Raw genomic sequence first — 26,847 nt, forward strand, 5'->3', positions numbered from 1 at the left:
AGCCCCAATAAGGGGCTGATAATAGCTTGCTAAAATGTGAAACGAAGTGGAACCGAGCAAACTGTTAGCAGTCCCGACTTTATTGGATTGTTATGTTTACATACCAAACCAACTAGTCATTTTGAAATAGACCACTTTAGTTTCGCCATTTGATGTTTCAATGGTTATAGCATCGTATACATCATTGCCGTTGGAGAGCATAGATTGACTTACTTTTTTAAAGTTTGGATACTTCTCTTGCAGCCATTGATTCTCCATTGGTATACCATCAAAGCTACTTTTAGCATTAGGAAAAACAACTGCATTTTCAAACGAGCTACCTTCAATCCCATCATATGAGGATGAAGTTGAAGCACATCCGACCATAGCTAGACAAAATACTAAAATAGATAATTTATACATAACTTTCCTTGTAAACATAACACCTAATTAACAGGCAAAAAATGGTTGGCTAAAATGTGTAGCGAAGCGAAACCGAGCAAACTATTTTTAGTCCCGCTTGATTGGCTTATAGTTATATGCAATTTACGGGATGCCAATTTCCCATAGTTGTTCATTACTTAAAAGCTCATTTGTCCCGTCATTTGCTTGGATTAAACCTAAACAATATTTATTAGAAATAAAGAGCTTGTTAGTTGCCAACATAACGACTACCACATTACCTAATTCATGTGGCTCTAGCCAAACATTTTGGGTAAATATTTGACCATCTATTTCTAATTTAATGTCAACGCAAGGCATCAATTTACCATTGATAAATTGATCTCTTAAAAACTCTAATTTGGCATAAATGCTAGATTCATTCATTTTGCATATAACGCCCGCTTAAATTGCGTAAAAAGCTGGCTTTGGTTTTTGCTCCGCAAAAAATATGAGCGCTTTTGGAGTCAAATTTAAAGCCCTTGTAGTTATATGTATTAAGCACAAAGCTTAATTGCTATCTCTTTACCGTTATTCCAGTACATATGAGGCCTAATTTTGTCAGAATTTAAAATATCAGTAACGCTATTATACTGATTAAAAAATGGAATAAGTTTAGAGGCTATAAGATTTGTTAATCTTGTAATTTTAGCTTCTGTATTTAGGCCTGACTCAAAATCAGACAGCCTATAAAAATCTCTAATTTCTTCATCAGAACTTAACAGCTGCTCAAATCGAAAGCGTAAATGGCAATCTAGTTCTTTTGGGTAGTCTACTTCTTTTGTTGCTTGAAAATAGATACCAACATTAAAGTAAACACAACCGCTGTTCCGAGAACATTGGATGTTGAACCACTTTGCTAATTCACCCTCAGCACAAGCCCAAGAAGCCCCTTTCTTTTTAAATCCAAAAGCTTTGAATTGAGCTTTTAATGCTTCTTGAAGTTTTTTACTTATAATCGACGACATATAGTACAACCTCAAAAATACATATAACGCCCTAATAACGGGCAAATAATAGTTGGTTAGAATGAGCGACGCAGGAGCAAAAAACAACTGTTTTTTGTCCTTGTTTAACAGCTTGTTAGCTATTTTTTATCTCGGTAGTGCGAATTGTTGCTTTATGCCAAAATCCTCCGCCATAAGTTCTAGCTAGCGTTATAAATGAAATACATGTGACTAAACTTAACCCAATTAATGAAGTATACAGCCAGTGAATAGGTGCAGAACAACTGAATTCAGGTAAAGAATTAAATAATAGAAAACACCATAATACTGTTACATAAAGACTAATTAACAAATTGATTTTAGACACTGATATTGGGGATGGACCGGTAATTAAATGAATCGAATTTTCTTTGATTCCTTTAGGTGCATTACGTCTTAAAACAACTTTATATAGAGGGCCTGTAACTTTATCTTCTAGCATGTCCACATGCTTTTCCCAGTTTTCTTGCCATTGTTTACTCCCTCTATTTACACATACCCAAGCAAAAGAGAACACTACACCTAGACATGACAAAATAACAGAAAGATCCTGCTTTTCATCAACAGATGAAGCTTGAATAGCAATAAAACCAGCAAAAATAGCACCAATAAAAGTCCAAAAATAAGTGGCTCTTTTCCAGTAAAGCTCTATTTCAAACTTACGAATATCCAGTGCGTGCTCAAGGGCTTTTTCATGTTTTTTGTCAACATAAAAATCCTTTTCGTATTCTGACTGAGAGTAATTAGATTCTGGCACTAAACTTCCTTGAAATAGCTAACGCCCGCCTAACACGCAATGTGTTGGCATGGCTTTTTGCGTTGTTTGCCAAAACCATGACAACTAATCATTGTCGGAGTTAAGGCGTTTGTTAAATTGCATTGCAAACGTTTCATAATCTCTTGATTTTAAGTTGGTAATATTATTTAGTACCAAGCGTTGAGAGCCATATGTAACTGCGAAACTTACGGCAACACCAGAATTGATATCTAAAACGATATCTGAACGTTTGAAACCTGTCTGTTCAAAATTACTGATTTTAGAAAGTACCAATGCTACTTCTTTACCTTTAATAGTAAATGTCATTGATGCTTCTGTGACTGGCTCATTATTAGCGTTTTTAGAAGGATAAATTAATACATTCCAGCTAGGGTCATTGCCAGCGGTTAGCCTGTGAATACCGAATTCACTCGCTTGCTCAGGCGTAATTATTTTCTCGGAAATAAATACCATATCCGTAGTAGCAACTGAGCACCACGGTAGAATCAAAAATAATAGGGCCAAAAGTCTAATCATACTTCCCTGCAATATAACGCCCCAAGCAGGCGATTTTATGAGTGTTTTTCAGCGAGTAAAATTCCCGCTGACTTGGCTTGTTATATGACATTAGTGCAAAACACCCCATGATTCACATACCCCACCAAAAGTAGAAACCAAAGATGAAGCCTTTCGCTGCGTATCCATTATCAGATCATAGGATACGATTGATTTGATATTAAAAAGCACATACCCATTACTTTCTTCTTCAGGCTCAAAAACCTCAATAGCACCGTACTCTTTTTCCAGAATATTTAATGCTTCTTGCGAAGGCGGCCAACTATTAAAATCAACATTGAAATCAATTTCCCAAGTTTTTGAGAAATCAAAACCAGAATCGTCTAGCCGCCGCAGAACATCACCGTCAACATCATTTGGAAAATTCAACCAATGCTCCTTGGCATATAACGCTTCAATCAGCTGCTGCGTCAGCAGTCTGCTGAATTGACTTGTGTACGCCCGGCATGGGCATTGACTTATGAGGTGAAAGTCCTCTGTAGGAAGATCACCGTTTAAATAACATACTGTTATTAAACGATAACTACTAGCGAATGGCAAGGGCTAAATCGCGAGATATTGCATATGAGTTCCAATGGATAAAACTAACGCTTACATAAGCGGAAAATTATAGCCAACTGTAATTTTTCCGTTTGATGTTCTTGTTAAGTTGCTGGAAAATACATCTCTGTGTCATTGATATATAGACGCAATATTTCGCCTCGTTTAATACCGCTAACGTTATGACCCAAATCTTTACGAATGGCAATAAACAAATCTTCTACGCACGCTAACATTACCGTTGTATCTGAAGTGTCAGCTAAATTTGTTAATGTATCTCTGAAATTACCAAACTCCTTAACAATGTCTTTGGAACCCCAGATAACTAGGTCTCGTGTCGTATCCGCAAAAAATTTAATCATTTCTTGCTCCGAGGGTTGTTCTTTACCTAATTTTTCAGCAAAAGTTATTAAGAAAATAAATTCAATTATATTTTCATAAATTGGTATTTTTTTCTCTCTTAGTTGGTTTTGTATATCTACTTTATGCTCTTGCTTTTTCGAAAATAAAACAGTGATAACTGAAACAAAAATAGTAGCAGAACCTGCAATCATTCCTGCGGCTAATTTAGGATCCACACTACTAAATATCGCCCCCACCGCTTTAAATAATAAATAAGCTCCCCAAATTAATAGAGCTATTAAAATAAAACCAATGATTAATTGAAATACTTTTTTAATTTTTTGCACGAGCTCTCCATAGCAACTTAACAGCTTATTGAACACCACTTTGGGGGTTTATAACACCCCAAAACGGCGTATATTACATTGCTTAATAATTCCACTAAACAACTTCAATGTAAACAAGTAATTACGTAGGCTATAAAATGACTATTGTTAAAATAGACCAAAAAGACTTTTAATAATGTTATGGGACAAAAAAACACTGTACAAATAAACAGTATCGCTAAATATGCCATTTTTTTGCTTATAAAACATTCAGCTCACTGGCTGGTAATTTAGCTCGGTGGTTTTAATTTTTGCTGCTGTTGATTATGATGAGCGCACACCCTGCCTTTTTAAATCCATTAAGGTTTTTTCAGTCATTTTATTAAGGATTATCTCATGTCTAGCTATAATGAATCTCCAGAGCAAATTGCACAGGCCACTGAAGGCTATGTGATGCAGCAAACTATGTTGCGTATTAAAGATCCAAAACCGTCGCTGGCATTTTATGAAAACGTATTGGGCATGAAACTATTAGGAAAGTATGACTTTCCTGGTATGGAGTTTACTTTGTACTTTTTAGGCTACGAGCAAGACATGCCAAAAGGCGATGATAAACAAAAAACACAGTGGGTGTTTCGCCGCCCTGCGCTGATTGAGCTTACCCATAACTGGGGCACTGAAAACGACGACAGCTTTAGCGGTTATCATAGTGGTAATGAAGAACCAAAAGGCTTTGGCCATATTGGTATTAGTGTGCCTGATGTATATGCAGCGTGCGAGCGCTTTGCTAAGTACGATGTGGAATTTGTAAAACAGCCAGATGGCGGCTCAATGAAAGGCCTTGCCTTTATTAAAGACCCAGACGGTTACTGGATTGAAATACTCTCGCCGGAGGGCATTACTGAGATTATTCAATCGCAATAAAAACCATTAAAAATAAAAAAGCCTGCAAATGCAGGCTTTTTGTTTACAAGTACTGTGAAAAACTTGAATTTTTTTAACGACGTAGTGCGTCTATTCGTGCGTCAAGCGGTGGGTGAGATGAAAACAACTCAGCCATGCCTTTACCACTGGCAATACCAAAGGCCATCATTGAGCCTTCTAATTGCGATGGGTGGTTTTGCTTTAATCGCTCAAGGGCTGAACGCATTTTATCTGCGCCTACCAACTGAGCTGCGCCGTTATCGGCTGCAAATTCACGTTTTCGGCTGTAATGGGCAACCACTATGCTTGCCAATACACCAAATAATACTTGGAATAACATATCGAATAAGAAGTAAGTCCAGCTGCTGCCGCCCTCTTCTTCATCGCTATTGATAAAGTTATCTACAATGCCAGCCAGCACTTTCGCGGCAAAAATAACAAAAGTATTAACCACACCTTGAATAAGCGTTAGCGTTACCATGTCGCCATTAGCAACATGCGATACTTCGTGCGCCAGTACGGCTTCTGCTTGATCTTGGCTCATGTTATGTAATAAACCCGTACTTACCGCCACCAACGAATTATTTTTACTTGGGCCGGTTGCAAAGGCGTTCATTTCTGGGCTGTCGTAAATCGCCACTTCTGGCATGTTAATGCCGGCTTTTTTAGCTTGAGCAGCCACAGTGTTTACCAGCCATTGTTCGGTTTCGGTACGAGGTTGGGTGATCACTTGCGCACCGGTTGATTTTTTTGCGATCCATTTCGACATAAATAACGAAATAAACGATCCACCAAAACCAAATACAGTCGCAATTAGTAAAATTCCGCCAAGGCTACGATGGCTTAAGCCCAGCGCACTCATTATTATTGAAAGCACCACACCTAATACCAACATAACCGCGAGGTTAGTTAATAAAAACAAAAATACACGTTTCATACGAGTTCTCCAAAAATAACATTTATTGCTGAGCGATTTACTATGTTTGATCGGCTTTGAGCAATCACTGCGTTATGACACACTATGTCATAACGTCAGCGCTATTCTGTGACAAACTATGTCACAACACAAGGGTTATTTATGGATTTATCGATAATTTTTCAAGCAGGGTTTTATAAATTTGTAATTTAGGGGTTTGCTCTGTGTATGGGCTAATGGCAAGCAGTGGAAATGGTAAACGTGTTTTCAGTGAATCTAGGTTTGCTTGGTATTCATCCATAGTGGCATCAACTTGGTTTGCAATCCACCCTACACAATTAATCCCTAAGCTTTGCATGTGTGCAGCAGTGAGTAATGCATGATTTATACAGCCTAGTTTCATCCCTACCACTAATATTACTGGCAGTTGCTCTGCTTTTACCCAGTCGTATAAATACTCGTTATTATTAATTGGTAATGCCCAGCCGCCTGCACCTTCTGTTAACAGATAATCGGCGCCTTGTTGCTTAACATGTTGATAAGCCGTGCTTAGCTTTTCTACTGTTATGTTTATACCCGCTTGCTCTGCAGCTATGTGGGGAGCTATTGCCGGCGCAAATGCAAATGGGTTAATTATGTCGTATTTAGCACTGACTGTGGCACTTTCCATTAGCATTAGCGCATCGGCGTTTACGAGCTGCTCAAACGCCATTTCACACCCAGAGGCAATCGGCTTAAAGCCTATTGCGCGCTTTTTATGTTGTGCGAGTAACTTTAACAGTAAACTGGTTACATGAGTTTTACCGGCGTCGGTATCGGTACCGGTAATAAAAAACTGGTTCATGGCATGGCCTTATTATTTTTACTGGGCTTTTTCTAATGATAACAATACTACATGGTAAGATACATGGGCTTTATTGTTTATAATCGGATAGGCATCACATACTTTTTTTAGTGCTGATTTAGTTAATAAACCACGACGACTTGTTGCATGATTTTGTGTGGTGGCACCAATGGCTTTAATCGATTTTATAGCCGCTAATGCACTGCTGTGTTGATCGGTATAGATGACTTTTTTTGAGGCGATGATCTTAAACCCGGCCTTTTCGACCGATTGGTTTATATTATTATGGCTTGCAAACTGATTAATATGATTGTGTGAATCAAGCGCAGCAAAGGCGGTTTTTATCTCGTTTAATGACCCTGCAACAACCGTACTAATATAGGCTTGCCCGCCTGGTTTTAATGCTTGGTAAAGCGAGTGCATTAAGATTTCAAAATTAGCAGACCACTGCAGCGCAAAATTACTAAATAGCACATCAATACTATTAGCTTGCAGCGGTAAGTTATCCATATCGGCGCACAGTTTAGGGGTGTTTAAGGCACTGCTTTTTAGCATGTTAAAACTTAAATCTATGGCAACAACTTGGCCAAATAATGCCCTTAAAGCCTGAGTATTAACAAGCGGCCCTGCGCCTAGGTCAACACAGAGCTTTTTAGGGTTTGCACTAATGAGTTTAAATAAATCATTCGCCGCTTGTTTTTGCACATTAGCATGCAGGCTGTAACTGTTTGCTGCTTTTGAAAAGTTATGTGCTGTGGTTTTTTTTAAAGCCTGAGTAGCTAAATACACTGTAGTGGGGCTAAGTGGCTTAGTTTTAATTGCCTGCGGGCTTATCATGAAATGACCTTTTGTAAACTACCAACGAGTTGTTTTATATCGTCATGGGTGTGGGCTGCACTTAAGGTAATACGCAAACGCGAGGTATTGTGTAAAACAGTTGGCGGGCGAATAGCCGTTAGCCAAATGCCCTGCTGCTTTAGTTGCTCACTGGCTTTTAACGTTTGCTCAGCGCAGCCTAAAACAATCGGTTGAATCGCGGTGTTTGATTCCATTAACGCAATGTGCTGCTCTTTAGCTAGGCGTTTAAACAGCGCAATATTAGCATTTAATTTGGCTCGCCTGTCGTTGGCGTCTCTTATGCTTTTAATACGTGCCAAAGTATGAGCGGCAATAAACGGTGACATAGCGGTTGAGTAGGTATAATCACGATTAAACTGCAGCATGTAATCTATAAAATGCTGCGAACCTAATACGCACGCCCCACTACTCGCAACCGCTTTACCAAAGGTGATCACTAAAATATCGGGCAAGGTGTCGGCTGCAATTAAGGCTTCACAACTGCCAAGCCCCGATTTTCCTAAAACACCAAAACCATGGGCGTCGTCTATCATTAACCAGGCGTTATGCTGCTTTGCTAATGTAAATAGCGCTTTAATTGGCGCGGTATCACCATCCATTGAGAACACACCTTCAGACACGATGAGCTTATTGCGCGCTTTTGATTTTTCTAGCCGTGAGCGTAAATGGTTTATATCGTTATGGTTAAAGCGTACTAACGCGGCGTTAGCGTGTAATGCGCCATCAATTAAACTGGCATGATTGAGTTTATCTTGAAAAATCGCACTGTGTTGCGCTGTCGCTTTATCTTGAAACAAGGCTTTAATAACACTGCTATTTGCGCTAAAGCCCGAATTAAACAACATGCCAGCCTCATAACCCAAAGCACTACATAAAGCTTGCTCAAGCGCTTGCTGTGGTTGTTGATAACCTGTCACCAATGCTGAACTGTGGCTACCTAGCAATGGCGCACTGGTTAACTCAACCGGCGAATCGCCAAACCCTAAGTAATCGTTACTCGCAAAGTTAAGGTAGGTTTTATCATTAACCGTAATAGTGCGCGCCGTTGCGCTTTGCACTACATAGCGTTTACGCAATAGCTGTTGTGCTTTGCGTTCATCTAAATGGGTGTTTATAAATTCAAATGACATAAATGCTTTAACCTGCAACGCGATACTTTAAACCATTACCATAGTACTAAGCGCTTTACGCTTCGTAAAACATCTCAGAGGTTGCTTTATCTGCCACTTGCGATGACAAAGACGCAGCAACGGCTTCATCTGAATAATCGTGGCGTGTTTCTGGGTTCATCCCGAGCTTTTTAATTAATTGCATGTCGGCATCGGCTTCTGGGTTTTCGGTAGTAAGAAGTTTATCACCATAAAATATAGAGTTTGCGCCTGCAAAAAAGCACATTGACTGCATTTGCTCGTTCATTGCAGTGCGCCCTGCTGATAAACGTACGTAACTATGCGGCATCATAATACGTGCTGTGGCAATGGTACGAATAAACTCAAACTGATCTAAGTCATCAACATTTTCAAGCGGTGTCCCTTTTACCTTTACTAGCATATTAATTGGCACGCTTTCTGGCTGCTGGGGTAAATTAGCTAACTGCATTAATAAGCCATAACGATCGCTTGCTTGCTCCCCCATCCCCACAATACCGCCGGAGCAGACTTTCATACCAGCGTCTCGCACATTACCAATGGTGTCTAAACGATCTTGGAATGTCCGAGTTGATATAATTTGCTCATAGTATTCAGGTGAGGTGTCGAGGTTGTGGTTATAGTAATCAAGCCCTGCACTGCGCAGTTCATGGGCTTTTTCGTTATTTAACATACCTAAAGTCATACAGGTTTCAAGGCCAAGGGCTTTTACTTCTTTTACCATTTGCGAAATGTATGGCATGTCTCTGTCTTTTGGATCTGACCATGCAGCCCCCATACAAAAACGGGTGGCGCCTTTTTGTTTTGCTAACCGCGCTTGCTCTACCACTTTTTCTACTTCTATTAGGCGCTCGCGTTCTAAATCAGTTTTGTAATGACCCGATTGCGGGCAATATTTACAGTCTTCTGGGCAGGCACCAGTTTTAATAGATAACAACGTAGAAATTTGTACTTCGTTTGGATTAAAATTAGCGCGATGCACAGAGGCGGCTTTAAACAATAAATCGTTAAATGGCATTTCAAATAAGGCTTTTACTTCCTGATGTGTCCAATCGTGGCGAACAGCTGCAAGCTCCATAATACTCTCTTTTATTTTTTGCTCTTGGTGTTATTGGCTTAGAATACGTATTGCCGTACCATTGTCAACGAACCTAAATAGAATTGAGTTTACGAATGAGCGAAAAACAATCGATTGACCTTAATTTTGATCGTCAACATATTTGGCATCCATACACATCTATGATCCAGCCGTTGCCTGTATACCCTGTTAGCCACACTCGCGATAATCGAATTTTCCTTGCCACCGGCGAAGTGCTAATAGATGGTATGGCCTCTTGGTGGAGTGCTATTCATGGTTATGGTCATCCGGTATTGAAAAATGCAGTGATTCAGCAAGTAGATAAAATGAGCCATGTAATGTTTGGTGGCATAACCCACCAGCCAGCAGTAGAGCTCTGTAAAAAGCTGGTTGCAATAACCCCGAGTAAGTTGCAAAAAGTATTTTTAGCCGACAGCGGCTCGGTAAGTGTTGAAGTGGCGATAAAAATGGCTTTGCAATATTGGCTTAGTCAAGGAGTAACCAGCAAACAAAAACTGATGACGCCTTATAAAGGCTATCATGGCGATACCTTCGCTGCGATGAGCGTATGTGATCCTATTAATTCAATGCACTCTTTATACCAAGGCTTTTTACCTGAGCATGTATTTGTGCCTGCACCAAAGACTCAGTTTGGACAACAGTTCGATAAACAAGAAGCACACCACCTTGCACAGTATTTCGAAGAACATCATCAGCATGTTGCAGCTTTTATCATCGAGCCAATTGTACAAAATGCAGGGGGAATGAACTTCTATCATCCTGAGTATTTAAGAACCGTGCGTGAACTATGCGATCGTTACGGTGTATTATTAATTTGTGATGAAATAGCCACAGGGTTTGGCCGCACAGGTAAGCTATTTGCCGTAGAACATGCTGATATTGAGCCAGATATTTTATGCATAGGTAAAGCACTCACAGGTGGCATGATGACGTTATCTGCAACATTAACCACAGATAAAATTGCCATTGGTATCAGCGAAGGTGAAGCTGGGGTATTAATGCATGGCCCAACATTTATGGGCAATCCATTGGCCTGCGCAGTGGCTTGTGCGAGTATTGATTTATTACTTGAGCAAGACTGGCAAGCACAAATAGCCCACCTAAACGATGCGCTGCAAGCATTACACCGTTGTAATGATCTTGAGCATGTTGTTGATGTAAGAACGTTAGGAGCAATTGGTGTGGTTGAACTCGATACTGTTATCGATGTAGCAAAGATACAAGCTTTCTTTGTTAGTAAAAATGTATGGATCCGCCCTTTTGGTAAGCTTATCTATTTAATGCCACCGTATATTAGTTGTTCAGGCGATATCACCACATTAGCTAACGCCATTTACGCCGCAATTGCCGGAAAACATTATTAGCATATCATCAAGACCCCAAATAATTACCCAACCTAATCGTAATTTGGGTAATTATTACCACTCAAACATATAAGCCATTTTGCTGATCATTTTCAGTGGAATGTTATGGCTATTACGTTTGGCGTACAGGTGTTGCATTGATTTGTCTTTTACTTCACCCACAATCACTTCTTTAACTTGGTAGCCTAGTGCAACAGCGGCTTGGCTATAAGCAATAAATTCCCATTTCTTGATGTTAGTATTATCAACAATAATAAGTGGGATTTCTTGCGCTAACGCATTTATAAAACGAGCTAAATTTAAATTGTGGTATTGCGACAGTTTGAACTTATCAAACTGATACTCCCCTTGCTCATTATAAAAATAATCATCGGTCGAACAGATTAAGTATTGGCTTTGATCGCCCGCTACCATTTCATCGGCTAGGTTTTGCGCATAATAAGACTTACCACACCCTGGTAAACCACGTAAAATAAAGACTTGTTTCATAATACCTATATGTTTAGCAAGTTAGTTTAAATATCGTAATTGCATATAATGCCACAAAACCCGTTTTTATCGCAGTGAAAATCGCCTTTAAATTTTGATCTAAGTTGTTTCTTATCACAAAAAATTAAAGTTCTAGGTTTTAAACGACAAAAAACCACAAAAATGCAAAAGAATAAGCAAAGAGTTACTTTTGAATGTTTTTTTATTTTACATTCAAAGGTAAGATACACCGTTCAAGTGCAATAGCGCACATATTAATGTAGGCAACTTATATCATTGGAGTGAAGATGAGCCACTTAGCGATTTCAGAGCTATTAAAAGGCAAGGTTGCGGTAGACAGCCAAGTAACAATTAAAGGCTGGATCCGTACACGCCGCGATTCAAAAGCAGGAATTTCATTTTTAGCCGTTCATGACGGTTCGTGTTTTGATCCTATTCAAGCGGTAGTACCTAATTCACTAAATAATTATGATGAAGTTACTAGCCTAACAGCCGGTTGCTCTGTGTCAGTTACTGGTGTTTTAGTACAATCAGCAGGCCAAGGTCAATCTTTCGAAATTCAAGCAAATAGCGTACAGGTACTTGGTTGGGTAGAAAACCCAGACTCATACCCAATGTCGGCAAAACGCCACAGCATTGAGTATTTACGTGAGCACGCTCACCTTCGCCCACGTACCAATATGATTGGTGCGGTAACACGTGTACGTAACTGTTTAGCGCAAGCTATTCACCGTTTCTACCATGAGCAGGGTTATTACTGGATCAGCACCCCTATCATCACCGCAAGTGACTGTGAAGGTGCAGGCGAAATGTTCCGCGTATCAACGCTTGATATGCAAAACTTGCCACGTACAGATAAGGGCGATGTTGATTACAGCGAAGACTTCTTCGGTAAAGAAGCATTCCTTACTGTATCAGGTCAGTTAAATGGTGAGACTTACGCCTCAGCGATGTCAAAAATTTATACTTTTGGCCCGACTTTCCGTGCAGAGAATTCAAATACTTCTCGCCACTTGGCAGAGTTTTGGATGGTCGAGCCAGAAGTTGCGTTTGCTGATTTAGAAGATATCGCCAAACTTGCTGAAAACATGCTTAAGTATGTGTTCAAAGCGGTTCTTGAAGAACGTCGTGATGATATGGAGTTTTTTGCTCAACGTGTTGAGAAAACAGCTATCACGCGCCTAGAAGAATTTGTTGAGAAAGATTTTGCACAAGTTGATTACACTGATGCAGTAGAAATTCTTAAAAGCTGTGGTAAGAAATTTGAATACGCCGTTGAATGGGGTGTTGACTTACAATCTGAGCACGAGCGTTACTTAGCAGAAGAGCACTTTAAAGCACCAGTGGTTATTAAAAACTACCCACGTGACATTAAAGCATTCTACATGCGCCAAAATGAAGACGGCAAAACCGTTGCTGCAATGGACGTTGTAGCACCAGGTATTGGCGAGATCATTGGTGGTTCACAGCGTGAAGAACGTCTTGATGTACTTGATGCACGTTTAGAAGAAATGGGCTTAAACAAAGAAGACTACAGCTGGTATCGCGACCTACGTAAATACGGTTCAGTACCACACTCTGGTTTTGGCTTAGGTTTCGAACGTTTAGTTGCCTATGTAACTGGTATGGGCAATGTACGTGACGTTATTGCCTTCCCACGTACAAAAGGCAGTGCAACTTACTAAAATGAGTTGATGCTCATTACTGCAATAGATTACTGCAAAAGCCAACCTTAGGGTTGGCTTTTTTGTTTGCTAAGTCAATCAGTCGACTTCCCTATTAGACCTTTTATTAATTGATTTTCTGTGCTTTATATTTAAGACTGAAAATTACAACTCAACAAAGGTCAATGGAATGAATTTAAAATCGCTATGCTATACACTCTTCGCTGTCAGTATTGGTTTTCTATATTACTTCGAGCAACTATCGATAGTCGCGGCGCTAATCATTGCAATTTTTACTGCTCTATTCGCTTTTACAGCCAAGTTAACTGACAAAAAACCAAACCCTGCGTCAGACATTAATAAACAGCCCCAACTCAGCAATGTTGCTCAAAACATCACAGTGGCAACCTCTCAAAATGCAATTGGTGCAGCAGAAGTCGGATTCTATGTAGATAGCCTAACTAAAGAAATTGATGGTTGTTACAGTGAAAGCGAATCGGTTAGCGCTGCAACACAGGCGTTATCCCATAACAGTAGTGAACTCACTAATAGTATCACCATCGTAAATGCAGCAATGTTGCAAACATCTCAGGCATCAACATCAGCAGAGCAACGCTTGCAAATAGCCACACAACAAATTGATTCGTTGTCTAACTCAATTACTAACGTCGCAAGTAAGTTAGATTTATTATTAAAAAGTGCAACTGATATTCAAAGCATTACCCAAGTTATTCAAACCATTGCTGAGCAAACTAATTTACTGGCATTAAATGCCGCCATAGAAGCTGCACGAGCGGGTGAACAAGGCAGAGGCTTTGCTGTAGTTGCAGATGAAGTACGTAATCTTGCCAATAAAACCAATCAAGCCACTAAACAAATTGCACAGATGCTAACTGAGATAAATACTAATAGCGTGCAAACAAATGATGATATGAAACAGGTTTCTTTACAAAGTGATGAAGTGAAAACCGAACTCGAAAATGTTACCCAAGCATTTTTAACAATAAATCATGATATTACAGACTCATCATCAACCTTAGAAAACATGCAGCAAGCAGTATCTGCTTTTCAACAAGCAACCACACAAATAAATACCTCTGTATCAAGTATAAGCCATTTGCTAGCTGAAATAGCAACCAAAGGTAACTCAATTTCATCACAAGCAGCTATGTTATCGATAGGATCTGAAACCATCTTTAGAGAGCTCAGTAAAGTTGAACACAATGCCTTTTTCAAGCCTATACTCAATGCAGCAACAACGGCAAGCAATGCAATCGCGGTAAAATTTACTGAGTTGCTAGAAACGAAGCAATTAACTGAAAAGCAGTTGTTCTCACAAGAATATCAAGCAATTAAAAATACTAACCCCACAAAATATACAACACCATACGATACTTTAACCGATAAAATTTTACCGCCAATTCAAGAGCCTATTCTTGAAAATGACAAAATTCTTTTTGCTGGTGCCGTAGACAAAAAAGGTTACTTCCCTACCCACAATAAGCGCTACAGCCAGCCAATAACTGGCAATTACCAACAAGATTTAGTGAATAACCGCACTAAACGTATTTTCAACGATGCCACCGGCAGCCGCTGTGGCAGCCACACTGAGAGCTTTTTATTGCAAACCTATAAACGTGATACCGGTGAAATTTTACATGACCTATCAGTACCCATTTATGTAAATGGCAAACACTGGGGCGGTTTTAGAATTGGTTTTAAAAGTAGTTAAAAAGAAGCAGTAAGCCGTCAGCCATCAGCCAATTATTAACTGCCGTTTTAGGGCAAAATAACAAGCTTTGAATTTCACTATTTTAATTACTTGTTTACAAAAGTAATTATTGGTGGAATTATCAAGGTATGTAATAGATACCGTTTTGGGGTGTTATAAACCACCAAAATGATGTTCAATAAGCTGTTAGGTTTCTAATCCAAGGTTGGTAAAATTGATTCAAAATGGATATACCAGAATAGCATTTTATGCACTGATCGTAGCCAGCATACTGAGTGTTTTAGTTAGCTCAAGTTTGTTAGCACTACTTCCCGACGCAGAAGGAGTTACTTTATTATTAGTGTTGCTTACGCCTCTTCTCATTTTCATAAACTTGTTTGTCGCATACAAAATTCGACAAGGTAAGGTGTCATTTATTAAACTGGCTTTTTGGCTCTATGTAATACAAATAGTAGGCTTTGATATTGGTGGTTGGGCATTCTCCTTATTATTGGGTTTTACATTCCATCTCTCTTGGGCAATAGGGGAATCTTCCATCACGATTAATTTCTTTGCTATTTTGATGTCGGTGTTATTATTTAAAGCAATGAAAAGCGTAAACGAAACCTAATCGGGTAGCCGGAGGTCTCTAACCTCCAGCCCCCACACCACCCATCATGCACTTTTTATTAACAGGAAGTGCATGATGGGTGTGTCATCTCCCGTGATGAATATTGATGCAAATATCTCTCAATGACACTAAACCTTGTGAATCTAAGTGATTGCCTAGCGCAATGTTAATTCCTTTTGTTTTTGAGCTTCGACAAGGGCCTACTTTTGGTACTGGTGATATCACACTGTTTGCTAACACCCAATTTCATTAAACTGCGTACTTTAGTGCGTGTTATACCTTAAAAGAGCGCCATTGCCGCCAGTAACACATTCTTATCCTACGGCGGTTCCAGTGATCTAAATCCACCGTTAGCTAATTAAAATAAAGGTCAAAATAGACAGCCCAATGGCGCGACGACAGCTTTTTCTTGAAGGAATGACAAAAGATTAGGATGTATTGAGCCCGCATACCTTTAAGTAAAAAGCGCAATATTACAGTTAACAAGGCATGAACAAATTGACCTTACGTGGTCAAACGAAAGTGAATGCCTTCACTTCATTCTGCGGCAACTGTATTGCTTAGTTCATACTATAGAAAAGCTTCAAAACACGATGCATTAATAAAGGTAAGCTGCTACCTCTCCAAATAAGCCACTAAACACCTGTCATACCTCCAAAACGCCAATTAAAGCAACAGCAAATCCTTTTTTATATTTTACGTATCATCAAAGTAACTAATTGAATCAAAATAGGAACTCGGCTATGGTTAATGCATCAATAAAAATAAATTAAAAACGAGTTATTCTTTAGGCTCGTTATACACCTAAGGAAAGTTTGGCATGAAGCTAACCATTATTTCACTAATCACTTTATTTTTACTAGGCTGCGCTGCGGCAGGAGTTCCATATACAAGTGACCCTATGACGAAGCTAAATTACGCATATCAACTAATGGGAACTCAGGGACGAGGATTAGCAGCTGAAAAACTTGGATTAGAGGCACTTGCTGAACTTGAAAAATCAAAAAATATTTATGGTGTTGCTGAGGCTCATACCTTTCTAGGTTTGTTTTATAAGAATAGCAGTTACCGCGAACACAAAGACTTTTACATAAAACACAATGAATACGATCCAACAGCTTCAAAATCAATTAAACATTTTGAGTTAGCTGCTAAAGCATTTGAAGAAGACGGAGATTACTGGGGTGTGTCAAAGGCTTTGTTTTCTATGGGTAATGCATACGGTACAGATAATGATTATGTTAATGGTTGCAAAAAATACCAAGAGTCTTTATCTGTATACAACAGCGATAAAAATGTGTTCAGGGGGCGAACTCACCCGCACAACCCAGTATTTAAGTCATTTGATGCAATGATTGAGGCTTTCATTGCGAAGCATTGTGAAAGCGGTGTATAAAGTTATTCTACAGCCTCGTTATAACTACTCGTAAGCTCGGTTGTAGTTTCGATATCACGGAGAGATGAAATTAATAAACTAATCACAAAAGAACACAAGCTACTGGTGGTTTTGTGTATATCAATACTCCTTGCAATTTTGGCTGTTAAATGGGCAAATGAAGATAGTCCAATTTATAGGCCATTAATTCAGGATATGCGTTTGGTTGACTCAGTTAAAATCGCAGATGTATTGGAGCAAGAGCGTATTCACTACTATGCAGATGTTAAAAACCATATGCTTTACGTCAACCAAGAACAATCAGAATTAGCTCGTGTATCGTTGGTTAAAATTGGTATTGTTATTGAATATCCCGAAGTTACTAAGCACTCTGATTTGAATAAAGCTTATGATGAATTCATCAAACAAAAGAAACTAGAAGAAGAAACTGGAAAAATATGGCAAAAACCTTGGTTCTTTAAACTAGTCAAATTGATTATGGGTGCACTGGTAATCATAGTTCTAATTCTTGCTGTTGTTCGCCCTGCTCTCGCAGCAATAATCAATGACAAAGATGAAAAGTAATTATATAATCGGGTAGTCGTAGGTCTCTAACCTCCAGTCCCCACACCACCCATGATGCACTTTTTATTAACAGAAAGTGCAATTGGCGGGTCATCTCCCGTAATGAATATGTATTCAAATATTTCTCAATGATACTAAACCTTGTGAATCTAAGTGATTGCCTAGCGCAATGTTAATTCCTTTTGTTTTCGAGCTTCAACGGTAAGCATATGGCTAACAACACCTAGTTTACTCAATGTTCCAGGGTAACAGCGGCTCAAGGTTATTAGGCTGCTCAGTAAGGTGCCCAAGCAAGTAGAAATATAGTGCTAAAAACTGGACTAACATTGGCACTAAACGATAGCTGAGGCGAAAGCTAAGAACCTTAATTAATTATTTATGAGCAACTGTTTAAAAAATCAATAACGTCCTCTTGTAAGTCACAATACTCATCATCATTCAAATGCAGTACATCTAAGACTTTTGATTCTATAATACCCCACTGTGGTATAGGCGAGCCTCGTCTGACCATAGTCACTAAGTTTTCAGACATTTTCAAAATAGCAAAGCAGATTTGTTCATCTGTATCTGTCACCTCAGCAAGAATAGCTGCATTGTGGTGGTTGAGGATTAACTGACATATCTCTTTTGGTAAATGCCAACTATTAGCAAAATAATAGCCAACAACTGCATGGTTTGTTTTATATAAACGCTCTTCAATCTCAATAATAGTTTCTTTGTCTGTTTGATTAGCGCAGTGCAAAGCGGTTAAATAATTATCATATTTTATTGCCATAGGAGGCACACCGCAATCATGAAAAAGCCCAAGCGTATACAAGGGCTCTATGGCTATTTGTTTTTTAAGACGCTGACCTATCATCATGTTTACATTAGCAATCTCGGTTGAAGTATCCCAAAATCTTTCTAAACTAATACAGCTGTTATCGGTTGCAAACATTTCTTTTAATTTCAAGCCCTGTGCAAGCGCATTGACTCCGTCCCAACCAAGAAACATCACAGCTTGTTTTATATCAGCCACAGTACGAGATAAGCCATAAGCAGGAGAATTTATTATTTTTAGTATTGCTGATGAAATTGCTAAATCTTTTACCACTACCTTAGCGGCATCAGCAATAGGCGCATCGCCAGTTGCTATTAAATTTTGTAACTCAGTTAATATTTCAGGTTTAGGAGGAATAATAAAATTTCTATTTATATCTTTCAGTATCTGTTCGTTTATCTCAATCATGTATGTTTGATCCCTGAAGGTGCTTATCATTATAAGAACAAATAGATAATTAATAGTAGAAGTTCATCGCAACTATGACAACTAAAATAGGAAGCGCTAGATGAATTACAGCTCAAATAGTTAAGCTATTACTGACAAACAAAAAAGCACTGTATATACATACAGCACCATTTAAAATGCTACTTTATTAATCAATTAAGCTATAAAACAAAAACGGCAAGCCGAGGCTTGCCGTTTTATTACACTTAAAAAAGGTTTACTTACAAACGAATACCGCCGTCAATCTCAACCACGCGACCGGTGAAGAAGTCGTTTTCGATAATATACTGCGCTGTGTGCGCAATTTCATCCGCTTCACCAAAGCGCCCTACGGGTGTTACTGCTAGCATACGCTGCTTGGCTTCTGGTTTCATAGCATCAGTCATATTAGTACGAATAACGCCCGGTGCAATGGCACCTACACGAATACCAAAACGGCCAAGTTCTTTTGCCCAACCTGTAGTCATCGCTACCACACCCGCTTTCGACGCAGCGTAGTTAGTTTGACCAATATTACCCGCACGAGCAACACTCGACATATTAACTATCACGCCACCTTTACCCGATTCAATCATATGGCACGCAGCTTCACGCCCCGCTAAAAACACGCCGGTTAAGTTTACATCAATCACTGACTTAAATTGATCAAGCGCCATTTTAGCAACCACTTTGCCTTCTTTGGCTTTGATAAACATACCATCGCGTAAAATACCGGCATTATTTATCAATACACCAATATGACCAAAATCTGTATTGATGGTATTAAATGTATTTACCACCGCATCTTCATCAGTCACATTGGCAACATAGGCTTTTACAGTTACACCATGTTGGCTAAGCTCAGCAACTGCATCATCTAACAGCGCTTGTTGCATATCAATTAACGCAATATTAGCACCAAGCGACGCAAGTTTATGCGCCATTGCAAATCCTAAACCTTGCGCGCCACCGGTGATCACCACGGTATTATTTTTAATTTCCACCTGTTACTCCTTCGAGAATAATTTAAATATGGCGCTAAAGTCTTCGCTGCCCGCACCTTGGTGTTGCAACATGGTATAAAGGTTTTTAGCCATTGACCCCATCGGGGTTACTGAATTACTTTGCTGCGCGGCTTCCATCGCAAGACCTAGGTCTTTAGCCATTAAATCAACCATAAAGCCTGGTTTATAATCATTACTAGCCGGGGCTGTGTCCATCACACCTGGGCAAGGATTGTAAAGCTCAAGAGTCCAGTTACGACCAGAGCTGGCGGTCATAATGTCGCTCAGCACTTTTGCTTCAAGGCCATTATTTATACCCATTTGAATTGCTTCACTGGTTCCCGCCATAAGAATACTCAATAGCATGTTATTACAAATTTTTGCGACTTGTCCTGCGCCAATATCACCTGCATGAAAGATATTTTTACCCATATCAGCAAGCACCGGCTGGGCCTTAGCAAATTGCTCATCGCCACCACCGACGATAAAGGTCAGTGTACCTGCCGTTGCACCGGCAACACCACCGGATACCGGCGCGTCAACAAAGTCGATACCATGTTCACTAAGCTCAGCGCCTACGTCGCGTGCTGATGCTGCATCAATCGTTGAACAATCAATTACTAACGTTGACTTTGCTAAAATATGTACAAGTCCGGTATCACCTAAATAAAGTGACTTAACGTGCTTACTGGCCGGTAGCATGCTGATCAATACATCAACATCCGTTGCACAATGTTTAGCATCATCCGCGGCGATCGCGCCATTTTCAGCAAGTAGATTTACGACCGTTCGGTTTAAATCAAACACCTTAACCTGATGACCCGCTTTAACTAAGTTGGCAGCCATTGGGCCACCCATGTTACCTAAACCAATAAAACCAATAGAAAGTGACATAACATTATCCTTGTGTAAGTTGTTTTAGTGGATGTGAGTCGTGATCCCAACGTTGAACAAAAAAACTCTCGACTAATTCATCAGGGATCTGTTCAATCGTTTTAAACTGCCAATTAGGGGCGCCGTCTTTATCAATCAGTAACGCACGAATACCTTCTTGAAACTCGCCGACTTCACCACAGCGAACCGACATACCCAGTTCCATTTGAAAACATTCGCCTAAACTTTTACCTTTTGAACTGGCAAGTTGACGCTCAACTAAGGCGCAACTGAGCGGGCAACCATGCTTTAATGCCTTTTGTGCTCGGGTAAGCCACGTATCGTCAGTTTCTAGATTTAAGATATAATTTACTTTATCGCGTAGATCAGTAAATTCACCCAATTTTTGAATGGTGGCTAAATGCGCCTTTACATTGCCTTTTGGCATTCGCCCAGAAACATTATCAAGCTCGGTAAGTAAACTGGTCAGCTTCTCGTGATTCAATGAAGCCGTTTTACCCCACTTAATACTGCACAATTGCTCAATCAGAGTGTCGTATTTATCCGCCTTGAGGTAGTGATCAGCCAATGCCACATACATTGCATCGTCACAATTAATAGACGCTGCAGTTAACCCCAAAAATAAGCCGACATGTTCAGGCATTTTATGTAGAAAATAACTACCGCCTACATCTGGGTATAAACCAATTGTTAGCTCAGGCATAGCAATACGTGAGTTCTCAGTTACCACACGATGACTTGCTCCGGCCATTAAGCCTAAACCGCCGCCCATCACAATACCATTACCCCAAACAAGGATCGGTTTATCATAACAATGAATGAGGTGGTCAAGGCGATATTCGTGAGCAAAGTAATCTTCTATTAGATTTGCCGGTTCACCGCTGTTCATAGCATTATGCAGGCTGACTACATCACCACCGGCACAAAATGCTTTATCCCCTGCCCCTTTAAGTATCACCATCGCAACATTACTGTCAGCCGCCCATGCGTTAAGTTGCGGCGCTAATAATTTGATCATCTCAAAATTAAGTGCATTTAACGATTTAGGGGAGTTGAGCGTGGCAAAACCAATGAGTGAGCCGTTTGCAGCGCTCGCAGTTTCAAACACCACGGGCGCATCTGGTGAATTTAATTGCGTTAACTCAATCATTAGCCATTCACCCAATTTGCTTTGCGTTTTTCTAGGAAGGCATTCACCCCTTCTTGTTGATCTTGTGTATCAAACAAACCAACAAATAACTCACGTTCAAGCGGTAATACATGCGCCATTGGCTGAGTGCGGCCCTTTTGGATCAGGGTTTTACAGGCACTAACAGCAACAGGACTTTGATCTGCCACTTGAGTAGCTAATTTAATTGCCACAGCAAGACTTTCGCCTTGTGGTACCACTTCTTCAACTAAGCCAATTTGCAGGGCTTTATCTGCTTTTAGACGCTCACCACATAAGATCATACGTTTAGCCCAGCCTTCACCAACTAACCATGCTAGGTTTTGCGTGCCACCCGCACACGGTAGTAAACCTACTTTGGCTTCTGGTAGTGCCATTTGTGCTTGCTCTTCTGCAATGCGAATATCACATGCTAACGCCACTTCTAGACCACCACCCATGGCATAGCCATTGATCGCGGCAATGGATACACCTCTAAATGCAGTTAATGCTTCAAATGCGTCACCAAATACTTGCGACATAGTCGCTGCTACGCCTTTATCGCCACCAGCAAATACATTTAAATCAGCACCAGCACTGAAGAATTTTTCACCTTCACCGGTGATCACTAAGGAGTAAACATTTTTATTGTCATTGAGCTCATTTACCATATTTTTTAAGGCAATTAACGTGTCTTTAGTCCAGGTATTCGCTGGCGGATTAGACATGGTTAAAATCGCTACGTGACCTTCAATGGTTAATTCAATACTTGGGTTTGACATTTCGCGCTCCTTATAAAATATCGGCTGCTGATTCAGCTAAAATACGGCGTGCAATAATCACCCGCATGATCTCGTTAGTACCTTCAAGAATTTGATGAACGCGCACATCACGAACGTGGCGCTCCAGTGGGTATTCTTTGATATAACCATAACCACCATGAATTTGTAGTGCGTCATTACACACAGTAAAACCTACATCAGTGGCAAAACGCTTTGCCATGGCGCAATAAGTGGTTTTTTCGCTGTCATTATTATCAAGTTTAAAAGCCGCTAAACGCACCATTTGACGCGCCGCAACAAGCTCGGTATTCATATCGGCAATTTTAAATTGCAGCGCTTGAAAAGCAGCCAACGGTTTACCAAATTGTGTGCGTTCTTTTAAGTATTCACGGGCTGTTTCAAGTGCCGCTTGGGCAGTGCCAATTGAACAAGTTGCAATATTAATACGCCCGCCATCAAGGCCTTGCATTGCAAACTTAAAGCCTTCACCTTCTTGACCTAATAAATTATGAGCAGGTATGCGTACATCTTCAAAACTAATTAGTCGTGTTGGCTGCGCATTCCAGCCCATTTTTTCTTCTGCTTTACCGTATTCAACGCCTTTGGCATCAGCCGGTACTACAAACGCAGAAATACCCGCCGCACCTTCACCGCCAGTACGCGCCATAACTACTAACACTTCGGTCTCGCCTGCGCCTGAGATAAACATTTTTGAGCCATTGATCACGTAATCATCGCCATCACGAACCGCTTTTGTTTTCAATGAGGCTGCATCGGAGCCTGAACCAGGCTCTGTTAAACAATAAGAAGCTAGTAGCTCACCCATAACAAGTTGATCACAATATTGAGCTTTTGTTTGCTCAGTACCAAAACTTGCAATCATCCAGGTCGCCATATTGTGAATGGTCAACATTGCGGTTGTAGCTGTACAACCCATCGCCAACTGTTCAAAAATAATACTTGAATCTAAGCGCGACAGGCCTAAACCGCCTGCTTCCTCTGGCGTATACAAACCACAGAAACCCAGTTCACCTGCAGCTTTAATGGTATCTTTTGGAAAAATATGTTCGCGGTCCCATTTTGCTGCATAAGGAGCCAGTGCTGATTCTGCGAATTGACGAGCTGTTTGAGCAAATGCTTGCTGATCTTCTGTTAAATTAAAGTCCATTGGAGACCTCTTGTTTATAATTGCGTTGTCAAATTAGATATTCGTGAAGAGCAACGAAGGCAATATTGTGTGTGAAATAGCCTTCGTGCCCCTCTTTTTTATTATGTGGAGTAAGTTAAATTAGTTATTTAAGATTAATGCTCATGTTTGGACCAGAGGCAATCTCGTCTTCAAACCAACGTGAAGTAATTGTTTTGGTCTCAGTATAAAAACGAATACCTTGCTTACCGTACGTATGCGTATCGCCATAGAATGAACCTTTCCAACCTGTAAACGAAAAGAATGGCAGTGGCACAGGAATTGGTACGTTAATACCCACTTGGCCGACTTCAATCTCATGTTGGAACTTACGCGCAACCGCACCACTTGAGGTGAATAACGACGTGCCATTCCCAAATGGAGAATCATTTATAAGCGCGATTGCTTCATCAAGCGAATCAACAAACATACACGCCAGTACTGGGCCAAAAATTTCTTCTTTGTATAAATCCATCTCAGTGGTGACGTCAGTAAATAAGGTAGGTCCTACCCAGTTACCTTTTTCAAAGCCTGCAACAGTAAAATCAGAGCCATCAATTAAACACGTTGCACCTTGTTCTTTACCTTGTGCAATCAGTGACAAAATACGCGCTTTGGCTGCGGTCGATGTTTGCGGACCATAGGCTGCATCTTTGTCATCCCACACACCCGGGCGCACATTGGCAAAACCGGCTTTGATGTCTTCAACCCAGTCTTTCGCTTGGCCAACAAACACCGCCACTGAAATACCCATACAACGCTGACCCGCAGCACCAACAGAGGCACCAACAAGGTTATTAACTACATGTGAGCGACTTGCATCAGGCATGATCACCATGTGGTTTTTAGCACCGACACAGGCTTGTACACGTTTTAAATTAGCCGTGCCTTTAGAGTAAATGTATTCACCTACGCCACACGAGCCAACAAACGAAATTGCACGTACTGCGGGATCTTCTAATAAGCGGTCAACTTGTACTTTAGTGCCATGAACAACTTGTAATACACCTGCTGGTGCGCCGGCTTCAATGAACAGTTCAGCGAGTCGCATTGGCGTCAGCGGATCTTGCTCAGAGGGTTTTAAAATAAAGGTGTTACCACAGACAATCGCCAGTGGGAACATCCATAGTGGGATCATCGCTGGGAAGTTAAACGGCGTAATACCCGCGCACACACCCAGTGGTTGCATGTATGAGTAAGTATCGATTTTACGGGCCACGTTTTCCATGGTTTCGCCCATCATTAAAGATGGCGCATTAGCTGCTTGCTCAACCACTTCAATACCACGCCAAACATCGCCTTTGGCATCTTCAAAGGTTTTGCCTAATTCATGGCAAATAATGGTGGCTAGTTCATCGTGGTGCTCTTTTAAAAGTGCTGCATACTTCATCATAATGCGCGCACGTTCAGTAATTGGCACATCTTTCCAGCTTTTAAAAGTGTCTTTGGCTGATGCGATAGCCGCATCCATTTCAGCGTCGGTAGCACACGGTACTTGTGCTAACACTTCTTGGTTTGCTGGATTAATAACGTCAATCAGTTGATCTGATGTTGATTGAACAAATTCGCCGTTGATCAGTAATGGTACTTGGTGCATAACGCACTCCTCCCCAGAGGGTAATAAATTAAGCCGCAGTAGTTATTGTTAAAAGAGCCTACGGCTGTAAGAGTTTAAATTTAACTAATTTATAGTGCTTCAACCGCCAGTGCGACCGCCTCGCCACCGCCAATACATAAAGACGCTACGCCTTTTTTCAGGCCTCGATTTTTAAGAGCATGGATTAGTGTCACTAAAATACGTGCGCCGCTAGCACCAATTGGGTGGCCAAGTGCACAAGCACCACCATTAACATTCACTTTGCTGGCATCAAGTTTTAATTCATTAATCGCCAACATTGTTACCATGGCGAATGCTTCGTTAATTTCCCATAAGTCAACGTCGTCAGTTGTCCAGCCTGCTTTTGCAAGCAAAGTATTCATTGCGCCAACAGGAGCAAGAGTAAACTCACTTGGTTTTTGAGAATGGGTACTGTGCGCAACAATACGACACAGTGGCGTAAGCCCTTGTGCTTTGGCGTGCGATTCACTCATTAAAATAAGGGCTGCGCCACCGTCTGAAATTGACGATGAATTAGCCGCAGTGATGGTGCCGTCTTTTTTAAACGCAGCACGCAAACCGGGAATTTTTTCTGGGCGTGCATTACCTGGTTGCTCGTCAATGCTGATGGTTACATCGCCCTTGCGAGAGCTAATAGTGTGCGGCGCAATTTCATTTACAAAATCGCCATTTGCAATCGCGGCATTGGCTTTGGTCAGTGAATTAAGTGCAAATTCATCCATTTGCTCGCGGCCAATACCGTATTCATCAGCCGTATCTTGAGCAAAACAGCCCATCGCTTTATTATCGTATGCGTCTTCTAGGCCATCACTCATCATGTGATCTTTAATTTCGCCATGGCCCATACGCATACCGCCACGCGCTTTAGGAATAAAGTATGGCGAGTTGGTCATGCTTTCCATGCCACCTGCAACCGCGCTGTTAATTGAACCGGCTTTAATTAAATCATGTGCAAGCATGGCGGCCTTTAAACCTGAACCACATACTTTGTTGATGGTCGTAGCGCCAGTACTGCGCGCAAGACCTGCTTTTAACATTGCTTGACGTGCTGGCGCTTGACCTAAACCTGCCGGTAATACACAGCCCATGATCACTTCATCAATAGCTGTATCGCTTAATCCGGTGTCAGCAAGCGCACTGGCAATGGCTGTTGCACCTAACTCAGTGGCGGCTGCATCACTAAGGGCTCCCATAAAACCACCCATTGGGGTGCGTTTTGCTGCTACAATAACAACGGCTTCGGTAGTCATAAAAAAGGCTCCATTTTATAATTGGCTATATTCATATGCAGAGATTAGCCAAACACTGTATTTATAATCTGCTTATGAGCATACATAATATTTACGTTTACGCCAACGTAAATCTAAAATCAAGGTTTTTGCGCCCAACAAAAGTGTAAACATATCTTTATTTTG

The 26,847-nt window shown here is 40.5% G+C and carries 28 protein-coding genes and 1 pseudogene; 7 read left to right on the forward strand and 22 right to left on the reverse strand.

Translation table 11 applies throughout. The features are described 5' to 3' along the window. Nucleotides 1-96: 96 nt before the first annotated feature. The 7 genes from H5182_RS00245 to H5182_RS00275 all read right to left on the reverse strand — a co-directional run bounded on the left by H5182_RS00245 (nucleotide 97) and on the right by H5182_RS00275 (nucleotide 3,968). Entirely contained in the window at nucleotides 97-402 is a 306-nt protein-coding gene (locus tag H5182_RS00245) for a hypothetical protein (RefSeq protein WP_182732086.1), read from the reverse strand. Nucleotides 403-525: 123 nt separating this feature from the next. Beyond that, nucleotides 526-807 (reverse strand): hypothetical protein, encoded by a 282-nt coding sequence (locus H5182_RS00250; protein WP_145233317.1) that lies wholly within the window; start codon nucleotides 805-807, stop codon nucleotides 526-528. A 110-nt stretch (nucleotides 808-917) separates the two neighbouring features. Then, nucleotides 918-1,388: a DUF4304 domain-containing protein gene (locus tag H5182_RS00255; RefSeq protein ID WP_182732087.1), complete on the reverse strand. Its 471-nt coding sequence runs from the start codon at nucleotides 1,386-1,388 to the stop codon at nucleotides 918-920. Between the two features lie 115 nt (nucleotides 1,389-1,503). Beyond that, nucleotides 1,504-2,163: a hypothetical protein gene (locus tag H5182_RS00260; RefSeq protein ID WP_182759287.1), complete on the reverse strand. Its 660-nt coding sequence runs from the start codon at nucleotides 2,161-2,163 to the stop codon at nucleotides 1,504-1,506. An 84-nt stretch (nucleotides 2,164-2,247) separates the two neighbouring features. Further along, a complete protein-coding gene (locus H5182_RS00265) occupies nucleotides 2,248-2,700 on the reverse strand; it encodes a hypothetical protein (RefSeq protein ID WP_182759288.1) in 453 nt (150 codons plus the stop codon). Between the two features lie 90 nt (nucleotides 2,701-2,790). Beyond that, on the reverse strand, nucleotides 2,791-3,108 hold the full coding sequence (locus H5182_RS00270) for a ribonuclease E inhibitor RraB (RefSeq protein ID WP_182759289.1): 318 nt from the start codon (nucleotides 3,106-3,108) through the stop codon (nucleotides 2,791-2,793). Between the two features lie 275 nt (nucleotides 3,109-3,383). Then, nucleotides 3,384-3,968 (reverse strand): hypothetical protein, encoded by a 585-nt coding sequence (locus H5182_RS00275; protein WP_182759290.1) that lies wholly within the window; start codon nucleotides 3,966-3,968, stop codon nucleotides 3,384-3,386. Nucleotides 3,969-4,343: 375 nt separating this feature from the next. On the opposite strand from H5182_RS00275, the gene gloA reads away from it, so the two are divergent. Beyond that, nucleotides 4,344-4,871, forward strand: a complete 528-nt coding sequence (gloA, locus tag H5182_RS00280; RefSeq protein ID WP_182759291.1) for a lactoylglutathione lyase — start codon at nucleotides 4,344-4,346, stop codon at nucleotides 4,869-4,871. Nucleotides 4,872-4,944: 73 nt separating this feature from the next. Here the strand turns inward: gloA and htpX are convergent, their stop codons facing one another. The 5 genes from htpX to bioB all read right to left on the reverse strand — a co-directional run bounded on the left by htpX (nucleotide 4,945) and on the right by bioB (nucleotide 9,715). Then, the gene (gene htpX, locus H5182_RS00285) at nucleotides 4,945-5,808 is read right to left on the reverse strand and encodes a protease HtpX (protein WP_064666216.1); all 864 of its coding nucleotides are present in this window, start codon (nucleotides 5,806-5,808) and stop codon (nucleotides 4,945-4,947) included. A gap of 139 nt (nucleotides 5,809-5,947) precedes the next feature. Then, nucleotides 5,948-6,631, reverse strand: a complete 684-nt coding sequence (bioD, locus tag H5182_RS00290) for a dethiobiotin synthase (protein ID WP_182759292.1) — start codon at nucleotides 6,629-6,631, stop codon at nucleotides 5,948-5,950. An 18-nt stretch (nucleotides 6,632-6,649) separates the two neighbouring features. After that, nucleotides 6,650-7,468, reverse strand: a complete 819-nt coding sequence (locus H5182_RS00295) for a methyltransferase domain-containing protein (protein ID WP_182759293.1) — start codon at nucleotides 7,466-7,468, stop codon at nucleotides 6,650-6,652. Further along, on the reverse strand, nucleotides 7,465-8,619 hold the full coding sequence (locus H5182_RS00300) for an 8-amino-7-oxononanoate synthase (protein ID WP_182759294.1): 1,155 nt from the start codon (nucleotides 8,617-8,619) through the stop codon (nucleotides 7,465-7,467). Before H5182_RS00300 ends, H5182_RS00295 begins: the two co-directional genes overlap by 4 nt. A gap of 55 nt (nucleotides 8,620-8,674) precedes the next feature. Next, entirely contained in the window at nucleotides 8,675-9,715 is a 1,041-nt protein-coding gene (gene bioB, locus H5182_RS00305) for a biotin synthase BioB (protein WP_182759295.1), read from the reverse strand. A 95-nt stretch (nucleotides 9,716-9,810) separates the two neighbouring features. Here bioB and bioA point away from each other — a divergent pair, with 95 nt between their 5' ends. After that, complete coding sequence (bioA, locus tag H5182_RS00310) at nucleotides 9,811-11,100, forward strand: adenosylmethionine--8-amino-7-oxononanoate transaminase (protein ID WP_182759296.1); 1,290 nt, start codon at nucleotides 9,811-9,813, stop codon at nucleotides 11,098-11,100. Between the two features lie 54 nt (nucleotides 11,101-11,154). Here bioA and H5182_RS00315 read toward each other — a convergent pair whose 3' ends face one another. Further along, nucleotides 11,155-11,589 (reverse strand): AAA family ATPase, encoded by a 435-nt coding sequence (locus tag H5182_RS00315; protein WP_145233300.1) that lies wholly within the window; start codon nucleotides 11,587-11,589, stop codon nucleotides 11,155-11,157. A gap of 287 nt (nucleotides 11,590-11,876) precedes the next feature. Between H5182_RS00315 and asnS the strand changes: the two genes are divergently transcribed. The 3 genes from asnS to H5182_RS00330 all read left to right on the forward strand — a co-directional run bounded on the left by asnS (nucleotide 11,877) and on the right by H5182_RS00330 (nucleotide 15,595). Then, the gene (gene asnS / locus H5182_RS00320; RefSeq protein WP_182718872.1) at nucleotides 11,877-13,274 is read left to right on the forward strand and encodes an asparagine--tRNA ligase; all 1,398 of its coding nucleotides are present in this window, start codon (nucleotides 11,877-11,879) and stop codon (nucleotides 13,272-13,274) included. Nucleotides 13,275-13,443: 169 nt separating this feature from the next. Beyond that, complete coding sequence (locus H5182_RS00325; RefSeq protein ID WP_182759297.1) at nucleotides 13,444-14,985, forward strand: methyl-accepting chemotaxis protein; 1,542 nt, start codon at nucleotides 13,444-13,446, stop codon at nucleotides 14,983-14,985. 214 nt (nucleotides 14,986-15,199) lie between these two features. Further along, nucleotides 15,200-15,595: a hypothetical protein gene (locus H5182_RS00330; protein WP_182759298.1), complete on the forward strand. Its 396-nt coding sequence runs from the start codon at nucleotides 15,200-15,202 to the stop codon at nucleotides 15,593-15,595. Between the two features lie 84 nt (nucleotides 15,596-15,679). On the opposite strand, the pseudogene H5182_RS22600 reads toward H5182_RS00330, so the two are convergent. Further along, nucleotides 15,680-15,943 (reverse strand): annotated as a pseudogene (locus H5182_RS22600) (group II intron reverse transcriptase/maturase); the annotation flags it as partial. 472 nt (nucleotides 15,944-16,415) lie between these two features. Between H5182_RS22600 and H5182_RS00335 the strand changes: the two are divergent. Together H5182_RS00335 and H5182_RS00340 are read left to right on the forward strand one after the other, a co-directional pair. Continuing rightward, nucleotides 16,416-16,991, forward strand: a complete 576-nt coding sequence (locus H5182_RS00335) for a hypothetical protein (RefSeq protein WP_182759299.1) — start codon at nucleotides 16,416-16,418, stop codon at nucleotides 16,989-16,991. A 201-nt stretch (nucleotides 16,992-17,192) separates the two neighbouring features. After that, complete coding sequence (locus H5182_RS00340) at nucleotides 17,193-17,555, forward strand: hypothetical protein (RefSeq protein ID WP_220494597.1); 363 nt, start codon at nucleotides 17,193-17,195, stop codon at nucleotides 17,553-17,555. A gap of 376 nt (nucleotides 17,556-17,931) precedes the next feature. On the opposite strand, the gene H5182_RS00345 is transcribed toward H5182_RS00340, so the two are convergent. From H5182_RS00345 to H5182_RS00380, 8 genes are all read right to left on the reverse strand, one after another. Next, nucleotides 17,932-18,783 (reverse strand): HDOD domain-containing protein, encoded by an 852-nt coding sequence (locus tag H5182_RS00345; protein ID WP_149982457.1) that lies wholly within the window; start codon nucleotides 18,781-18,783, stop codon nucleotides 17,932-17,934. Between the two features lie 260 nt (nucleotides 18,784-19,043). Beyond that, a complete protein-coding gene (locus H5182_RS00350; protein ID WP_145233291.1) occupies nucleotides 19,044-19,805 on the reverse strand; it encodes an SDR family oxidoreductase in 762 nt (253 codons plus the stop codon). Between the two features lie 3 nt (nucleotides 19,806-19,808). After that, nucleotides 19,809-20,699 carry a 3-hydroxyisobutyrate dehydrogenase gene (mmsB, locus tag H5182_RS00355; protein ID WP_182759300.1) on the reverse strand — a complete coding sequence of 297 codons (891 nt, stop codon included), beginning with the start codon at nucleotides 20,697-20,699 and terminating at the stop codon, nucleotides 19,809-19,811. A 4-nt stretch (nucleotides 20,700-20,703) separates the two neighbouring features. Continuing rightward, entirely contained in the window at nucleotides 20,704-21,849 is a 1,146-nt protein-coding gene (locus tag H5182_RS00360) for an enoyl-CoA hydratase/isomerase family protein (RefSeq protein WP_182759301.1), read from the reverse strand. After that, nucleotides 21,849-22,628 (reverse strand): enoyl-CoA hydratase, encoded by a 780-nt coding sequence (locus H5182_RS00365; RefSeq protein ID WP_182759302.1) that lies wholly within the window; start codon nucleotides 22,626-22,628, stop codon nucleotides 21,849-21,851. The genes H5182_RS00360 and H5182_RS00365 overlap by 1 nt, the downstream gene beginning before the upstream one ends. Nucleotides 22,629-22,638: 10 nt before the next feature. Continuing rightward, nucleotides 22,639-23,796: an acyl-CoA dehydrogenase family protein gene (locus H5182_RS00370; protein WP_145233281.1), complete on the reverse strand. Its 1,158-nt coding sequence runs from the start codon at nucleotides 23,794-23,796 to the stop codon at nucleotides 22,639-22,641. A 124-nt stretch (nucleotides 23,797-23,920) separates the two neighbouring features. After that, entirely contained in the window at nucleotides 23,921-25,411 is a 1,491-nt protein-coding gene (locus tag H5182_RS00375; protein ID WP_182759303.1) for a CoA-acylating methylmalonate-semialdehyde dehydrogenase, read from the reverse strand. 89 nt (nucleotides 25,412-25,500) lie between these two features. Further along, nucleotides 25,501-26,682 carry an acetyl-CoA C-acyltransferase gene (locus H5182_RS00380; RefSeq protein ID WP_182730584.1) on the reverse strand — a complete coding sequence of 394 codons (1,182 nt, stop codon included), beginning with the start codon at nucleotides 26,680-26,682 and terminating at the stop codon, nucleotides 25,501-25,503. Nucleotides 26,683-26,847: the final 165 nt, after the last annotated feature.

The organism is Pseudoalteromonas sp. SG44-17, assembly GCF_014164235.1.
Lineage (GTDB): Bacteria > Pseudomonadota > Gammaproteobacteria > Enterobacterales > Alteromonadaceae > Pseudoalteromonas > Pseudoalteromonas rhizosphaerae.

Coding starts and splice junctions, on each gene's coding strand:
- bioD (WP_182759292.1), bottom strand. CDS start 6,631: ATGAACCAGTTTTTTATTACCGGTACCGATACCGACGCCGGTAAAACT.
- H5182_RS00345 (WP_149982457.1), bottom strand. CDS start 18,783: ATGATTGAGATAAACGAACAGATACTGAAAGATATAAATAGAAATTTT.
- H5182_RS00300 (WP_182759294.1), bottom strand. CDS start 8,619: ATGTCATTTGAATTTATAAACACCCATTTAGATGAACGCAAAGCACAA.
- H5182_RS00380 (WP_182730584.1), bottom strand. CDS start 26,682: ATGACTACCGAAGCCGTTGTTATTGTAGCAGCAAAACGCACCCCAATG.
- H5182_RS00335 (WP_182759299.1), top strand. CDS start 16,416: ATGAAGCTAACCATTATTTCACTAATCACTTTATTTTTACTAGGCTGC.
- H5182_RS00365 (WP_182759302.1), bottom strand. CDS start 22,628: ATGTCAAACCCAAGTATTGAATTAACCATTGAAGGTCACGTAGCGATT.
- H5182_RS00325 (WP_182759297.1), top strand. CDS start 13,444: ATGAATTTAAAATCGCTATGCTATACACTCTTCGCTGTCAGTATTGGT.
- bioA (WP_182759296.1), top strand. CDS start 9,811: ATGAGCGAAAAACAATCGATTGACCTTAATTTTGATCGTCAACATATT.
- H5182_RS00360 (WP_182759301.1), bottom strand. CDS start 21,849: ATGATTGAGTTAACGCAATTAAATTCACCAGATGCGCCCGTGGTGTTT.
- H5182_RS00250 (WP_145233317.1), bottom strand. CDS start 807: ATGAATGAATCTAGCATTTATGCCAAATTAGAGTTTTTAAGAGATCAA.
- H5182_RS00370 (WP_145233281.1), bottom strand. CDS start 23,796: ATGGACTTTAATTTAACAGAAGATCAGCAAGCATTTGCTCAAACAGCT.
- H5182_RS00295 (WP_182759293.1), bottom strand. CDS start 7,468: ATGATAAGCCCGCAGGCAATTAAAACTAAGCCACTTAGCCCCACTACA.
- mmsB (WP_182759300.1), bottom strand. CDS start 20,699: ATGTCACTTTCTATTGGTTTTATTGGTTTAGGTAACATGGGTGGCCCA.
- htpX (WP_064666216.1), bottom strand. CDS start 5,808: ATGAAACGTGTATTTTTGTTTTTATTAACTAACCTCGCGGTTATGTTG.
- H5182_RS00255 (WP_182732087.1), bottom strand. CDS start 1,388: ATGTCGTCGATTATAAGTAAAAAACTTCAAGAAGCATTAAAAGCTCAA.
- bioB (WP_182759295.1), bottom strand. CDS start 9,715: ATGGAGCTTGCAGCTGTTCGCCACGATTGGACACATCAGGAAGTAAAA.
- H5182_RS00375 (WP_182759303.1), bottom strand. CDS start 25,411: ATGCACCAAGTACCATTACTGATCAACGGCGAATTTGTTCAATCAACA.
- H5182_RS00245 (WP_182732086.1), bottom strand. CDS start 402: ATGTATAAATTATCTATTTTAGTATTTTGTCTAGCTATGGTCGGATGT.
- asnS (WP_182718872.1), top strand. CDS start 11,877: ATGAGCCACTTAGCGATTTCAGAGCTATTAAAAGGCAAGGTTGCGGTA.
- gloA (WP_182759291.1), top strand. CDS start 4,344: ATGTCTAGCTATAATGAATCTCCAGAGCAAATTGCACAGGCCACTGAA.
- H5182_RS00265 (WP_182759288.1), bottom strand. CDS start 2,700: ATGATTAGACTTTTGGCCCTATTATTTTTGATTCTACCGTGGTGCTCA.
- H5182_RS00315 (WP_145233300.1), bottom strand. CDS start 11,589: ATGAAACAAGTCTTTATTTTACGTGGTTTACCAGGGTGTGGTAAGTCT.